This window comes from Paenibacillus sp. FSL H8-0280 (assembly GCF_045040665.1).
Taxonomy (GTDB): domain Bacteria; phylum Bacillota; class Bacilli; order Paenibacillales; family Paenibacillaceae; genus Paenibacillus; species Paenibacillus xylanexedens_A.
Genome location: NZ_CP150296.1, coordinates 4591087 through 4605333, shown reverse-complemented (window position 1 = coordinate 4605333; position 14247 = coordinate 4591087). Strand labels below are relative to the sequence as shown.

Sequence of the window (14247 nt, the reverse complement as noted above, 5' to 3'; positions counted from 1 at the left end):
TCAATGAGAGCTCTTATTGTGGAAGATGAGATTCTGGCAAGTGAGGAATTGAATTATTTAATCCAGGAACATAGTCAGATTGAAGTGGTGGACCGCCTTGAAGATGGGCTGGATGTACTGAAGTTTTTGCAGGAACAAGAAGTAGATGTTATTTTTCTCGATATCAATATTCCCTCGCTGGACGGTATGATGCTGGCCCATCATATTGGGAAGTTTGCAACGAAACCCTACATTGTATTTACTACGGCGTATAAGGAACATGCAGCGGAAGCCTTTGAGTTGGAGGCGTTTGATTATATTCTGAAGCCGTATGACGAGAAACGAATTGCTGCAATGCTCCATAAGCTGGAGATGGCTTTCAAACGTGATCATACGCCGGTGGAGCAACATGTTGAGGATGGACTAGCCCCTACGGCGGACGGATATGCTGCGCATGGTGAACTGGTACGAGAACGAGATACGAATTCCCATACGGACAGAAGAATTAATCTGCTGCGGAATGACAATATTATTGTTACGGATACGGCAGATATCTACTATGCGGAAGCACAAGAGAAAGTGACGAAGGTATATACCAAAAATGGGGAGTTCACCATGCCAGTGAGCATATCGGATTTTCACAGCCGTCTGCCACAGGATACGTTCTTTCGCTGCCACCGTTCGTACGTCGTAAATCTGTCGCAAATCCGTGAAATTGTACCTTGGTTCAACAATACGTATCTGCTCCGTCTGCGCGATTTGGAAGCTGAAGTGCCCGTGAGTCGTGGGAAGGTCAAAGAATTCAGGCAACTCATGCGCATCTAGAAGCATTTCATTCCGCATCTGATGCAACTCATGCTCAAAACGGTGTAATGAATCCCCTTTCATGTATGATTAGCTTGTGAACGCATTCATGTATATGACATCGGCAAAGGGGAGATCACGATGAAAGCAACAATTTCATCCGTTTCATCAACACCTGAATCAACATCTGCACCTACAAAAATGAACCGCTGGCTCATTGTGTTGGGGACCATCATTGTACAAATGGGTCTTGGAACCATCTATACTTGGAGTTTATTTAATCAACCGTTGTCTGATCGTTTCGGATGGGACGTCAGCTCGGTCGCGATAACTTTTTCTATTACCAGTTTTGCTTTGGCATTTGCCACATTGTTTGCAGGACGGTTGCAGGAACGTTGGGGTCTTCAACGCCTGATCCGTGTAGCCGGGGTTGTGCTTGGGCTGGGTCTTATTCTGAGTTCCCAAGTCACTTCATTAACGCTGTTGTATATCTTGGCTGGATTTGTCGTTGGTTTTGCAGATGGTACGGCGTACATTACGTCGCTGTCTAATCTGATCAAATGGTTCCCGGAGCGTAAAGGCCTAATCTCGGGGATCTCGGTCGGCGCCTTTGGTACCGGTAGTTTATTGTTCAAATATGTGAACACGGCATTGATTGGTGCCGTTGGTCCTGCTCAGGCATTTATGTACTGGGGTATTATCGTTCTGGTTCTGGTGGTTGCGGGATCATTCCTGATCCGTGAAGCGGTTGTTCGTGAACAGGCTCCTACAAGCAAGGAAGGATCCAAACAAGTCGTAGCACGTCATGATTACACGGTGAAAGAGATGCTGCGTACAAAAGAAGCGTATATGCTGTTTGTTATTTTCTTCACGGCGTGTATGAGTGGTCTGTACCTGATCGGTATTGTTAAAGATATCGGTGTACAGCTTGCCGGTCTTGATGTAGCTACCGCTGCGAACGCAGTGGCCATGGTTGCAATCTTTAATACGGCAGGACGTATTATTCTTGGTGCGTTGTCGGATAAAGTAGGACGAATGAAAGTCATCGCTGGTGCGCTGCTGGTTACAGCCGTAGCTGTCATGACACTTAGTCTGGTTCCACTGACCTTCGGAATTTTCTTCGCCTGTGTGGCGGCCGTTGCATTCTGCTTCGGCGGTAACATTACCGTATTCCCGGCGATTGTGGCCGATTACTTCGGACTGAAGAATCAGAGCAAAAACTATGGTGTGATCTATCAGGGATTTGGATTTGGTGCTTTGGCTGGGTCATTCATCAGCGCCCTGCTGGGCGGATTCCATCTAACCTTCATCGTGATTGCTGTACTCTGTGCTGTCTCGCTGTTGCTCGCACTGATCATCACCCCTCCAGGTCAAGGTCGTCGTGCACGTCAACGTGAAAAACAGATGAACCTTAACCCTTCATCACGGGCAAGCTAAGCCAATACAGTGATAAGTGGAATCACAGCAAGAAGAAAAAGCACAACTGGAACAACGTTATAAGAAAAACATGCACTGGAAGTACGGAACTGAGGATATTTCTTCATCTTAAAAAGCAAATCAAAAACAAAGTAAACAAAGCGGTCTCCAGTTGAGGCCGCTTTTTGGTATCTACAGTGGTCAGATTGCTGACTTGTTGGCCTATCGGATCATCTGGCTGCCTGCAAGCGTGTTGCCTTGTGTGCATTCCATCATTCGCATCTGTTATACTCTAGGTGAATTCAACAAGACCAAGATAAGTTATGTACCCCAGAGGAGGCATATCATGAAGTTCATTAAATACACACAACCTGATTTTGATGATTATTATGCATTGGTTTCCAATATGGAAGTAATGAAACAGATTACAGAACGTGCACTACCAGAGCAAGAGGCGAGAACGCAATTCGAGTCCATGCTGGAGTTTAATGAGCGTTCCACTTGCGGACATTACCGAGTATATAGTGAAGATGGTGCCGGTGTGGCGTATGCCAAATTGATTCCGGATCAGGAGGACCCGACCAAGGCTGAGATAGGTTACATGATCCTGCCTGAACATTGGGGCAAAGGTCAAGGCACATCCATAGCGTCACGGTTGATTATTCAGGCACAAGCCGCAGGGATTGGATCCCTCTATGCAGTTATCGATCCGGGTAACGCTGCTTCCCGCCGGATCTTGACCAGACAGAACTTTGTATCCACCTGGACGGGTGATTACGATGGTCTTCCCGGTGAAATTTTGGAGTTAAATCTTCAAACGAAGCGGTAAAGGAACTGTTCTGAGGGTAATCAGATAATATAGGGCATCTTGCATGAGATGGCTGGGGCTCATTATCATCATGGTGCATGGGTTCAACATTTCATGCAAGATGCTTGCTTATATAGAGATGTGGAGGAGATGACATATGAGCAATTCAACCATGGAACGTCTGAATGCATTACTGCCGGAGTGGCTGGAGACCAGTCGCTTGCACACCGGGCAAGGTAAGGTGGCTTCTTATATCCCGGAACTTGTCAAAGCCTCTCAGGATGAGCTTGGTATACATATCATGGACGCCGAAGGGAACCACGTGTCGGCAGGGGATTGCGGTGTCCCATTTACGATGCAAAGTATCTCCAAAGTATTTACCCTTATTCTGGCCCTGATGGATCATGGGGAAGAAGCGGTTTTCTTTAATGTAGGAAAAGAACCGACAGGCGACGATTACGATTCGATGATCAAGCTTGAACTAGTCGAACCCGGTATTCCATTTAATCCATTGATTAATGCGGGTGCGATTACGGTGTCCTCGCTTGTTGGAGGAGACTGTAAGGAAGAGAAATCACGCCGCATTCTGGAGTTTTTCCGCAAACTGGCGAATAATGATCAGCTGGGCTATAACGAAGAGGTATTCCAGTCCGAATCGGAGAGCGGTCATATGAATCGTTCACTTGGCTACTTTTTGAAGCACAACGGTGTCATTAAGGATGACGTTGAAGACGTGCTTGCCGTGTATTTCCGTCATTGCTCCATTGAAGTGACGTGTGCAGATCTGTCTCGAATGTCACTTGTTCTGGCCTATAATGGAACAGATCCAATTACGGGAGAAGAACTCATCCCTCGTCGCTATGTTCAGATTGCCAAAACCTTCATGACCACCTGTGGTATGTATAATGCATCAGGCGAATTTGCCATCGAGGTTGGATTGCCCGCCAAAAGTGGAGTATCCGGAGGGATATTGACCCTTGTACCGGGACAATTCGGCATAGGTCTTGTTGGCCCGGCTCTGAATCGCAAAGGCAACAGTATTGCCGGTGTGCATCTGCTCGAGCGTCTGTCCAAGGAATTTGACTGGAGCTTTTTCTAAGAAGTTTTTCAGAAAAAAGAAGCTTTACCCTTATATGTAGCCGATGAATCACATATCTGATATTTTGCTTCTTTAGAACGAAGTGAATGGTCTGGATATGTCTCGTCGGCTGCTTTTGGTATTCACCTGGAAGTGTAGGAAGACAGTCCTGCATGGCAACGGCTATGCTGCATCTATCATGGAATATCCACAACATCGGGGTGGGTACATCTCCCTTCAGTCATCGGCTAGGGCCACATTTGTAATGAGGTTCATCTGAATATCCCGGGACCCATCTTCCATCAGCAGTCTGAGGGTACGGGCCGGACGGTCCAGTCGAAGCACTTGCCCCGTGTAACGGATATCATCATGTTCGTGAAACAACGTAATAGTGACCCTATCTCCAAGCATCATCGAGTTGCTGAGCAAACGGGACATTTCTTCCGCGGCCTGGGCATCCAGGGATGGGCGGGTACGAGGAGCAAGTTGTTCCTGATGAAGAATGTAGGCTTCCCGGTGTTCGGGGAGCATCATGCGTGAGGACTCGAAGATACCGTTTTGCTGCAATTTTTTACTCATTTATAATGACCTCCAATTTTATGAGAACGTTCATGGGCTTGCGCGGACGAGCAGAGGGAAGATGCCCGCATGATGGCGGTATCTCCGTACCTGCGCTTGATATCATCCGTGGCACGTTCCAATTCTCTTTTACGTTCACGGTCATCAAACCAGGACAGCTGCACTTCGGAATCGGGTACAAGTCCGGTCAATGACACGCTGATGCGGCGGATGGGTAATCCGTCCCAATGGCGCAGGAACAGAGCTGCTGCCGCATCGTATACTTCATCCGTAATGTTGGTGGGTTCATTCACCTTCATCTGGCGGGAGAAACCGGTTGGCCGATCATAATCCTGTCCGCGACATCCAACCGAGACCACATGGCCCATGAGTGATTTGTCCCGGGAACGTCGACTGACGAGTTCCGCCAGTTCAAGCAGTACCACTTTGATATCTTCCCAGGAGTCATAGTCCCGGGGCAGCGTCATCTGATGTCCGATTCCCTGCTGCTGATGAGCATAGGTCCCGGGTTTGACCGGGGAATCGTCAATACCGCGGGCGATACGCCACAGTACCTCGCCATTTACACCCCAACGTTCTCTCAGTCGGGACAGTGGGGTCTGGGCCAGATCACCGATCGTATGCACGCCCATCTTGTAGAGATGCTGCGCCATGCGGGAACCGACCATGAACATGTCTCGCACAGGCTTCTCCCAGATGGTTGAAGGCAGATCTTTGCGAGGCAACGTGCAGATGCCACCAGGGACTTTTTTGGCATATAGATCACAGGCCATCTTGCTAACGACCTTGGTATCACTGATACCGATTCGAATGTACACACCCGTCTCCTCCATCACCCTCGATTGAATGCTGCGCGCAATCGTCTCGGGGCTGCCGAACAGATCCAGGCTTCCGGTGACATCGAGAAACTGTTCATCAATACTATAGGGTTCCACCAGATCCGTGTAAGACTGAAGGATACGCGTAATATGAAGGGACACCCGAATGTATTCGGCCATCCGGGGGCGAACAACAACAACATCCGGACATTTGGCGAGCGCTTCGCCCAGTCGTTCTGCTGTCGTAATTCCATAGGACTTGGCGAGTGGACAGGCCGCAAGAATAATACCCGAACGGCGCGCCGGATCTCCCGCGACTACGAGGGGGCTGTCCTTGTATTCGGGATGTGCAGACTTCTCCACACTGGCATAGAATGACTGGCAGTCTGCCAGCATGATGACACGTCTGTCTTGGCGAGGCATAAGACTTCTCTCCTTATTCGTGATGCTAAGCTATTATGTTAAGAAGCAATTATTTTCATTTGAACATCGATAATTAACAGTTTATTTACAGTATGGAACAAGTGTTCTTGTTTTATAAGCATATCCGACAATTCGAAATGCGGCAACCGGAATTATTTTGCAAATTGGACACAATTATGGGTTAGCTATATTAGAGGCAGAAATTAGGAAATAAGATGTGCTTTTTTACATTTAATGTGAGAGATCCGTGACTTCCGGGTGATGACCGGGCGTTCATTTGGTTTTTTGTAAAAGGGTTATAAATGGGCACAGTCCTATAGAGGGGGACTGACGTCCTTTTTTGATTTTCTGCATTTTTCAGAAAACCTTGATGTGACGCGGAATATCGCTGATGCGTTATCGGACTATAGTATCAATTTTGTAATCTTTATGGTTAATACTGTAAAAAGGTCCGCAACTTTAAATTATAACTCGCGTTTAATGGGGTATGTGTTCAAACGGCAAACGTTGCCTGTACCCGCGTTGCACATAACAATAAAGGTTCCAGAAGTGCAAGATCAGCAGGGTATCTAATCCATGCGATTCCAGCAAATATTAGTGTTTGGGAATCAGACGTATCCTGGAGGCTTTCGGGTGCTAGTTGATGGCGCTTTTTACGAATTATGGGCAGAATGTTCCATTTCATGTTTGCTTCCATCAGCCTAGTTACAAATGCAGAGTCTTAGCGCTATAGTGAGAACTACACCGCTGACATCTCTACCAAGCGGACATCCGAAGCGGAATGATTCGTAAACTTCATGTTGGACCATTCGATGTTGAAGCAGGATGCATATTAGAGAGGTGAGCAATCTAAAGACATGAGCAGACAAAGACGAAGACGCTGGCTATTAACGGTGTTGACAGGAGCAGTGGTGGTGACCGGTGGGATATTTGCCGGATGGCACTATATGCAACCCAAGCTCGTTACGTACACAGCGGAGAACGGCACGGAGATGAAATTCAAGACCGATGGAGACCGGTTCATGGAATACGGGCCAGATGGAACGTGGAGGGAGATGTTCGTCAAAGGTGTCAACCTGGGCGCAACTTCACCGGGGCATTACCCGGGAGAATTCCCGCTGACCAAAGAGGATTACTTGCGGTGGTTCCAGCAGATCGAGGATCTGGGAGCCAATGTAATCCGGGTATACACGGTTCACGAACCGATTTTCTACTCCGCATTAGTCGAATATAACCGCGGCCGGGAGCAACCGTTATATTTTATACAGGGCATATGGTCACCTGAAGAAGAGTTAATTGAGAAGCAGGATGCCTATGCGGCGCATATTGAGCAGACGTTCAAGCAGGAGATTGAAAAGGCCGTATCTGCTGTTTATGGCGATGCGGACATTCCTGCCAAGCAGGGAGAGTCCAGCGGCAAATACAAAACGAATGCAGGAAAATACCTGATGGCCTGGCATGTAGGGACGGAATGGGACCCGGCGATGGTAGACAACACAAACGCCAAACATGCGGACGTGCCACAGTACAAGGGAGTTCATTTCTCGGCGAGTCCAGAAGCGTCACCGTTCGAGAACTGGCTGGCAGAGCTGCTGGATCATACGGCGGTCCTGGAGAAGAAGTATGGGTGGGAGCATCCGATGACCTTCACCAACTGGGTAACGACCGATGTGCTGGATCATCCCGGCGAGCCGCTGTATGAAGAGGATCTCGTCAGTGTGGATGCCCGACATATTCAGCCGGAGGCATGGCAGGGAGGTTATTTTGCAGCCTACCATGTGTACCCGTATTACCCGGATCTGTTCCATATCGATAAAACGCTCCAAACCATCAAGGATGAGGACGGTGAGTACAACACGTACAAAAGTTATCTGCGCAAGCTTAAAGCCGAGTTTTCCGATATGCCTGTAATGATTACAGAGTATGGCGTACCTTCTTCTCTTGGTATTTCCCATCTGGGTATGGGAGGACGGAATCAGGGTGGACATAACGAAGTAGAGCAGGGAGATATTGACGCGTCACTGACGCAGGATATCTATGATGAAGGATACTCGGGAGCGATTGTGTTCATGTGGCAGGATGAATGGTTCAAAAAAACATGGAACACGATGCCACTGGAAATCCCGGCTGATCGCCGTGCATATTGGCTGAACGTGCTGACAAACGAGAAGATGTTTGGTCTGCTTGCCATGGACCCCGGTAAACAGGAACAGTTGACTATCGACGGATCACTGGATGACTGGGATGATCTGAAGGATGAAGAGGTCACGACCTGGCAGGGTCAAGTGGACGGCATTCAGGAAATGAAGATGACCCATGACGAAGCCTATCTGTATATTGGGCTGACCTTGGATCAACCTTTTGACCCGGAGAAGACGGTGCTGCGAATTGGCACAGATACACTTGCCGGAGGCAGTCAGCCTGACAAGATACTCCCGAGCCGGACGCTCAGTGATGGTCTTGAGACGGTGATTACACTGGGGCAGGATGAAGAATCTCAGGTGGAGATCGCCAAGGATTATGACTTTAACCAGCGTCTGTATGGCAAGGATGGATACGACATGCTACCAGATCAGCAGTCAGACTCCGCAGATCCGTTCCACCCATGGAATCTGGCAGTCAGCCTGAGGATGACACCGCCGGATACCCGATCTGCTCAACCGTTCATGAATGAAAAGGTCGGAACATTGAAGCGGGGAACGACGGCTCCCGGTCAGCCCGATACGGATTCATTAACGGCATGGCAGTATAACGGCAATCAAGTGGAGCTGCGAATTCCCTGGATGCTGCTTGGGTTCGGTGATCCGAGTTCGCTGCAAGCGATCGACTATGGACCGCTCAAGAATGGACGTGAGTTCTCCACAGTTGCTGTGGAAGGCGTTACCCTCATTCCGTGGTTAACGGACCGCGCCACGAAGAACGTATCTTGGCCTGGGGGTGAAGAGACGACCCTGGACCTGAAGACATTGCCGGTATATAGCTGGCAGCCTTGGGAACAGGTGCAGTATAGTGAACGGCTTAAGCTAAGCTACGAAAAAATGAAGAAGAGCTACGGAAAAATTCCTAGTTTTCAGATCGAATAAATGAGTATAAAGGAGGACCTTTTCACATGTTTCCAAGTTTGGCTTTGGCCTATCTGTTTTTGTACATCTGTATCGCACTTGTTGTTGTAGGCGTCATCGTATTGTTTGCCATGAAAATGTCCCACAATGGCAAACGACGCAAGACGGCGTTTTATGAATTGAAGCAGCGTGACTACTTCACCTATCTGCAAACAGCCTTGACCGAGAATAGTCCACTCAAATTGCCACCAGGCAAACTGGCTCCGCTGGAACGCAGAGTCATTCAGGACAGACTGATTGAATGGATCGACCAGTTCAAGGGTGAGTATCGCGACAAATTAATCGCACTGTGCCGTGAAGCAGGATTCGTAGAGCATGATCTGAAGGAACTGGGCCGTCTGCGGTACGGTCGCCAGATTGATGCTGCTTATCGCTTGGGTGGCATGCGTTGTCCCGAAGCCGTTCCGGGTTTGATGGAGTTGCTGAAGGATGAGAAACCGGGCCCGATGGCCATTATGATTGGTCGGTCCATCTCCAGATGTACGACTCGGCAAGGTGAACTGAAAGACATGCTGGCGTTGCTGTTAACCAAAGGTAAGTCCATTCACCATCTGGCAGCAGATATTCTGCTCGAAACGAGTCTGGATACGAGCAGAATTCTAATTGAGTTGCTGGAGGACCGGAATCCTGATTTTGTAAAAGTCGGACTGGTTGCCATGTGGGGACAGGCTGTACCTGAAGTGATGCCTGCACTGGACAGACTCGTAGGCGCAGAACATCAGGATGTACGTGCCGAGGCGGTGAAGCTGTATCTTAGCGCAAGTCCGGCACTCCGGGATGAGACAATTCTGAAGCTGATTCAGGACCCCGATCCGGAAGTTCGCGCCGAAGTGGTACAAGCGCTTGGTTCGAAACATGCATCTGGCAGTATTCCATTACTGCGCAAAGCGCTGCGGGATGAAGACTGGAGAGTGCGTTATAACAGTGCGGAGAGTCTGAGCAAGCTCGGTGAACCGGGATTCGAAGCGCTGTGTCAGGCTGCGGTGCAAGGTACAGTTGCTGAACGCGAGATTGCGATGCAGCAGATTGAGAGTACCATGCTGCATACGAGAACCGATGACAGAGCTGTAGAGCAGATGATTGCACATAACAAAAAAAGACTGCTGTACGATCGCTATTTTGGCCCTGTCCGAGAGAACAGAACCAGCAAGAAACGCACAGGTGTCGCTACGGTAGGAGGGGATTACACTGCTTAGGGATCTACTATTAATCTACGGCATGGTCGCAATCTACTATGTTGTTTTTGTAAATACGCTCTATTTTTCCATTCTGGCTTTATCGTTCCGTAACATCTGGACGATCTTCCGGCGGTCGCATTATTCCAAATACAATACATTGTCAGGCTCGGAACTGGTTCCTTCCGTTTCTCTGCTGGTACCGGCATACAACGAGGAACTGACGATTATTGAAAATGTGAACTGCCTGATGACGCTGAATTATCCAACGTATGAAGTCATTGTTGTGAATGATGGCTCCAGTGATGCGACACTGAATATTCTGTTGGAAGAATATCGGCTGAAGCCAGTACCCAATACGAAGATTCGGGGCAAGATCGCCTGTCAGAAAATTCGTGGGATCTATCATAACCCGGAGTTCCCGGATCTGTATGTCATTGACAAGGAAAACGGTGGTAAGGCCGATTCCCTCAATGCCGGGATCAACCTGTCTCATTATCCGTTGATCTCTTCCATCGATGCCGATTCGTTGCTGGAGAAGGATGCCCTGATCCGCATGGCACGCATGTATATGGAGAATCCGGAAGAGACGGTAGCCATCGGTGGAGATGTAAGAATCGCCAATGGCTGCAAAATTGAAAACGGGGCAGTGCAAGATGTATCACTGCCACGCAAGATCTGGCCCATGTTCCAGTCGATTGAATATCTCAAAGCCTTCCTGGGCGGACGGATTGGCTGGAGTCACATGAACGGTCTGATCATTGTCTCCGGTGCCTTCGGCATGTTCCGTAAGGATGCTGTTATCGCCGTGGGTGGATACCGGGATGGTTATCCTGGGGAAGACATGAACATCATCATTAAGCTTCACCGTTATATGCTGGAAAACAAATTGAAGTACCGCGTTGCCTTCTGTCCTGAGGCCGTATGTTGGACGCAGGCACCGGATTCATACCGGATCTTGTCCAGTCAGCGCAAGCGCTGGGGCCGTGGGAACCTGAAGAACATGATCGAGAATCGTGGCATGTTGTTCAATCCAAAATATAAGGTTATGGGTATGGTGACCATGCCATATAACGTCCTTTTTGAAGCACTGAACCCGTATTTCCGGATTACCGGCCTTCTGGCTCTCGCTGGATATGTCCTTCTGGATATGACGCAATGGCCGATTCTGGTTCTGTTTGGATTGTTGAACTTTGTGAGTGGTTATCTGCTGAGTGTAGGCGCACTTGTCCTGGAGGAGATTGCTTTCAAACGTTACAACAAGCTCTCCGATCTGGTCAAAATGCTGGTCTACTCCGCGTTGAAATTCGTGGGTTACCACCAGCTCGGCGTACTGTGGAGATTGCAGGGACATGTGCAGTTTATGCAAAACAACAACTCATGGGGTACCATGACACGCCAAAGCTGGTCCGAGGATGAGAAGAAAACAACCGAAGCCGCTTAGGTAAAGAATAATCAAAGCAATTATATGTCCAACTAGACATTTACACGATAACGGAGAGGGCAGAAAAAGCCTGAAGAAGCGAAGCGTGCACCTAAAAGCTTTCTGAAAGAAAGCTGCATCGAAAGCATACCTTTATCCCCGGATTTCCTTTTTTAAAAGGGATCAAAAAACTGGGGATAACAGCGCTCAGAAGGTTGTTCTGTCATCGGAGTGTCAGTGTAAATAAGATTTTTTGGACTTATATAGATAATCGAGGAGAAGGGTGGAAAAGAACATGCCAAATACGGCGACATTGCAGCGTGAGGCTGCCGTTAATGTGTACCGAAGTGTAGAACAGGGATTGAAGGAAACGGGTGCCGAAACATGCGGCTTAATGTTCATCCATTGTGCAGGAAACTCTCAACCTGAGCAGCAGGTCAGGGCACATCTGGAGCAAACGAGTGAGTCTGCCTTCCAGGTGTGGAAGGATGGGGCTACCCAGGCGATCGCCGTCCTGCTGCCAGGTTTGTCACTGGATGAAGTTCATTATGAAGGACTTCGGATCAAACATGAGTTGCAAGAGACTGTACCCGGTGCCGATCCACAGATTACACTGGCCAGTTTCCCGGAAGGGGAGCGCCCTTCGAAGGCAACTATTCAGCATATGGCTGAGTCCTCGAAGCTCGTAGATTCGTCGGAGATTCATATCTACACGCTGGACAATACGGCGGAAGAGCCGGAACGAATTTTGATTGTGGACAACGATCCTACGGTACGCGAATTCCTGCAATTGAGGTTGAAGATGCAGGGATACGAAACCTATGAAGCTGTCGATGGACTGGCTGCACTGGAGTTGATCGAGAAAGTCACACCTGACCTGGTGCTCACCGAGTTGAATCTGTATGGCATCGACGGTCTGCCGTTCATCCATCATATTCAGAACCTGGAGATGGAGCAGCCACCCAAAATTGTCGTGTTGACTGAGCAACGTGTCGAGCAGACGATCAGTCAATGCTTCCGCAGCGGCGTGGATGATTACATGACCAAACCGTTCTCACCTGTAGAGCTGGATGCCCGAATCAGACGTTGCCTGCATTAGAAGACAGCTTGGAACAACTGATTGTGTGAAGTGCCAAGTAAGAGCTTTTTTTACACTATGAATCAGATAGATTAGAGCAACATTTAGAGCACAGACACTCATCTATTTATATGGATTTTAAGCACCACCAAAATACACTGCCCGGAGGGAATATCATGGAGAATCAACAATTCCACACATTACTGAATGCGATTGAAAATAAAGAAGCTGTACTCGGCGTCGTCGGGCTCGGTTACGTAGGACTTCCACTTGCCGTGGAAATGGTCAATCAAGGTTTCACGGTAATCGGAATTGATCTGGATGCGTCCAAAGTAGAAAGTATCTATCAAGGAGATTCCTATATTCACGATATTTCGTCCGATGAGTTGAAAAAAGTAATGCAAAGCGGTCGTTTCCAGCCAACGACAGATTACAGCATGCTGCGCGTGATCGACGCACTCAGTATCTGCGTACCGACACCGCTTAGTGAGAATCAGGACCCGGATACGTCTTACATCGAGACCGTTGTGGATCAGATCAAACTGCACATGAAACCAGGTATGCTGATTACGCTGGAGAGCACCACTTATCCAGGTACAACCGAAGAACTGATCCAGCAGCAGCTGGACAAGATCGGACAAGAAGCAGGTAAAGACTATTTCCTCTGCTTCTCGCCTGAGCGTGTGGACCCGTCGAATGGACGTTTCACAACATTTAATACGCCGAAAGTAATCGGGGGCACGACTGAAGCCTGCCTGAAGCTCGGAACAGCACTGTATGGCAAATATGTAGAAACCGTAGTACCGGTATCTTCGCCAAAAGTGGCTGAGATGTCCAAACTGCTGGAGAACACATTCCGCAGCGTGAACATTGCCTTTGTGAATGAAATGGCGATGATGTGCGATCGTATGGGTATCGATATCTGGGAAGTTATTGACGCGGCGGCAACGAAACCATTTGGTTTCATGCCATTCTATCCAGGCCCAGGCATCGGTGGACACTGCATTCCACTTGATCCGATGTACCTGTCATGGAAGGCCAAAGGCTTCCGTTTCTATAGCAAATTCATTGAATTGGCGCAATCCACTAATGACAACATGCCATATTATGTGTTGAACAAAACGTCAACGATTCTGAACGAATACGCTAAATCCGTACGTAAATCCAATATTCTGCTCCTCGGCATGTCGTACAAGCCTAATATTGCCGACCTGCGTGAATCACCAGGACTGGAAGTATATGAACTGTTCAAGGAAAGTGGAGCTAACGTTAGCTACTACGATCCACATGCGGATTCCTTCCAGGACAAGCATGGGGAGACCGTACACAGCGAAGCGTTCAATCTGGAGCAGTTCAAGAAGTACGATTGCATCGTGCTGATCACCAACCACAGCGATTTGCCTTACTTTGATATTGCCGAGATGGGTGTACCGATTCTGGATACACGTAATGCGTTCCGTTCATACACGCATCCGCATATTTACAAGATTGGTCACTCGGTACAGCATCCTGTGCTTGAGCCAAGTGAAGCGTTGCTCGTCTGA

Annotated in this window: 11 protein-coding genes; 9 read left to right on the top strand and 2 right to left on the bottom strand. The window is 48.5% G+C overall.

Annotated features, from left to right (window positions below):
- Positions 1-3 precede the first annotated feature (3 nt).
- From MHI12_RS20160 to glsA, 4 genes are all read left to right on the top strand, one after another.
- On the top strand, positions 4-804 hold the full coding sequence (locus MHI12_RS20160; protein ID WP_405170152.1) for a LytR/AlgR family response regulator transcription factor: 801 nt from the start codon (positions 4-6) through the stop codon (positions 802-804).
- A 180-nt stretch (positions 805-984) separates the two neighbouring features.
- A complete protein-coding gene (locus MHI12_RS20155) occupies positions 985-2220 on the top strand; it encodes an OFA family MFS transporter (RefSeq protein WP_124116439.1) in 1236 nt (411 codons plus the stop codon).
- A 325-nt stretch (positions 2221-2545) separates the two neighbouring features.
- The gene (locus MHI12_RS20150; protein ID WP_405170151.1) at positions 2546-3028 is read left to right on the top strand and encodes a GNAT family N-acetyltransferase; all 483 of its coding nucleotides are present in this window, start codon (positions 2546-2548) and stop codon (positions 3026-3028) included.
- Positions 3029-3164: 136 nt separating this feature from the next.
- The gene (gene glsA / locus MHI12_RS20145) at positions 3165-4106 is read left to right on the top strand and encodes a glutaminase A (RefSeq protein ID WP_017687474.1); all 942 of its coding nucleotides are present in this window, start codon (positions 3165-3167) and stop codon (positions 4104-4106) included.
- 216 nt (positions 4107-4322) lie between these two features.
- On the opposite strand, the gene MHI12_RS20140 is transcribed toward glsA, so the two are convergent.
- Together MHI12_RS20140 and MHI12_RS20135 are read right to left on the bottom strand one after the other, a co-directional pair.
- Positions 4323-4664 carry a YolD-like family protein gene (locus MHI12_RS20140; protein ID WP_341008122.1) on the bottom strand — a complete coding sequence of 114 codons (342 nt, stop codon included), beginning with the start codon at positions 4662-4664 and terminating at the stop codon, positions 4323-4325.
- Positions 4661-5905: a DNA polymerase IV gene (locus tag MHI12_RS20135; RefSeq protein WP_405170150.1), complete on the bottom strand. Its 1245-nt coding sequence runs from the start codon at positions 5903-5905 to the stop codon at positions 4661-4663. The genes MHI12_RS20140 and MHI12_RS20135 overlap by 4 nt, the downstream gene beginning before the upstream one ends.
- Positions 5906-6762: 857 nt before the next feature.
- On the opposite strand from MHI12_RS20135, the gene MHI12_RS20130 reads away from it, so the two are divergent.
- The 5 genes from MHI12_RS20130 to MHI12_RS20110 all read left to right on the top strand — a co-directional run bounded on the left by MHI12_RS20130 (position 6763) and on the right by MHI12_RS20110 (position 14247).
- The gene (locus MHI12_RS20130; RefSeq protein WP_405170149.1) at positions 6763-8988 is read left to right on the top strand and encodes a hypothetical protein; all 2226 of its coding nucleotides are present in this window, start codon (positions 6763-6765) and stop codon (positions 8986-8988) included.
- A gap of 26 nt (positions 8989-9014) precedes the next feature.
- A complete protein-coding gene (locus MHI12_RS20125; protein ID WP_405170148.1) occupies positions 9015-10223 on the top strand; it encodes a HEAT repeat domain-containing protein in 1209 nt (402 codons plus the stop codon).
- Between the two features lie 22 nt (positions 10224-10245).
- Positions 10246-11646, top strand: coding sequence for a glycosyltransferase (locus MHI12_RS20120; RefSeq protein ID WP_405170147.1), 1401 nt, complete (start codon positions 10246-10248; stop codon positions 11644-11646).
- 274 nt (positions 11647-11920) lie between these two features.
- Positions 11921-12724 carry a response regulator transcription factor gene (locus MHI12_RS20115; protein WP_405170146.1) on the top strand — a complete coding sequence of 268 codons (804 nt, stop codon included), beginning with the start codon at positions 11921-11923 and terminating at the stop codon, positions 12722-12724.
- A gap of 155 nt (positions 12725-12879) precedes the next feature.
- Entirely contained in the window at positions 12880-14247 is a 1368-nt protein-coding gene (locus tag MHI12_RS20110) for a nucleotide sugar dehydrogenase (RefSeq protein WP_036674926.1), read from the top strand.

Bases quoted from the DNA above. Each gene is read 5' to 3' on its own strand.
- MHI12_RS20160 (WP_405170152.1), top strand. From the start codon at position 4: ATGAGAGCTCTTATTGTGGAAGATGAGATTCTGGCAAGTGAGGAATTG.
- MHI12_RS20155 (WP_124116439.1), top strand. From the start codon at position 985: ATGAACCGCTGGCTCATTGTGTTGGGGACCATCATTGTACAAATGGGT.
- MHI12_RS20150 (WP_405170151.1), top strand. From the start codon at position 2,546: ATGAAGTTCATTAAATACACACAACCTGATTTTGATGATTATTATGCA.
- glsA (WP_017687474.1), top strand. From the start codon at position 3,165: ATGAGCAATTCAACCATGGAACGTCTGAATGCATTACTGCCGGAGTGG.
- MHI12_RS20140 (WP_341008122.1), bottom strand. From the start codon at position 4,664: ATGAGTAAAAAATTGCAGCAAAACGGTATCTTCGAGTCCTCACGCATG.
- MHI12_RS20135 (WP_405170150.1), bottom strand. From the start codon at position 5,905: ATGCCTCGCCAAGACAGACGTGTCATCATGCTGGCAGACTGCCAGTCA.
- MHI12_RS20130 (WP_405170149.1), top strand. From the start codon at position 6,763: ATGAGCAGACAAAGACGAAGACGCTGGCTATTAACGGTGTTGACAGGA.
- MHI12_RS20125 (WP_405170148.1), top strand. From the start codon at position 9,015: ATGTTTCCAAGTTTGGCTTTGGCCTATCTGTTTTTGTACATCTGTATC.
- MHI12_RS20120 (WP_405170147.1), top strand. From the start codon at position 10,246: ATGGTCGCAATCTACTATGTTGTTTTTGTAAATACGCTCTATTTTTCC.
- MHI12_RS20115 (WP_405170146.1), top strand. From the start codon at position 11,921: ATGCCAAATACGGCGACATTGCAGCGTGAGGCTGCCGTTAATGTGTAC.
- MHI12_RS20110 (WP_036674926.1), top strand. From the start codon at position 12,880: ATGGAGAATCAACAATTCCACACATTACTGAATGCGATTGAAAATAAA.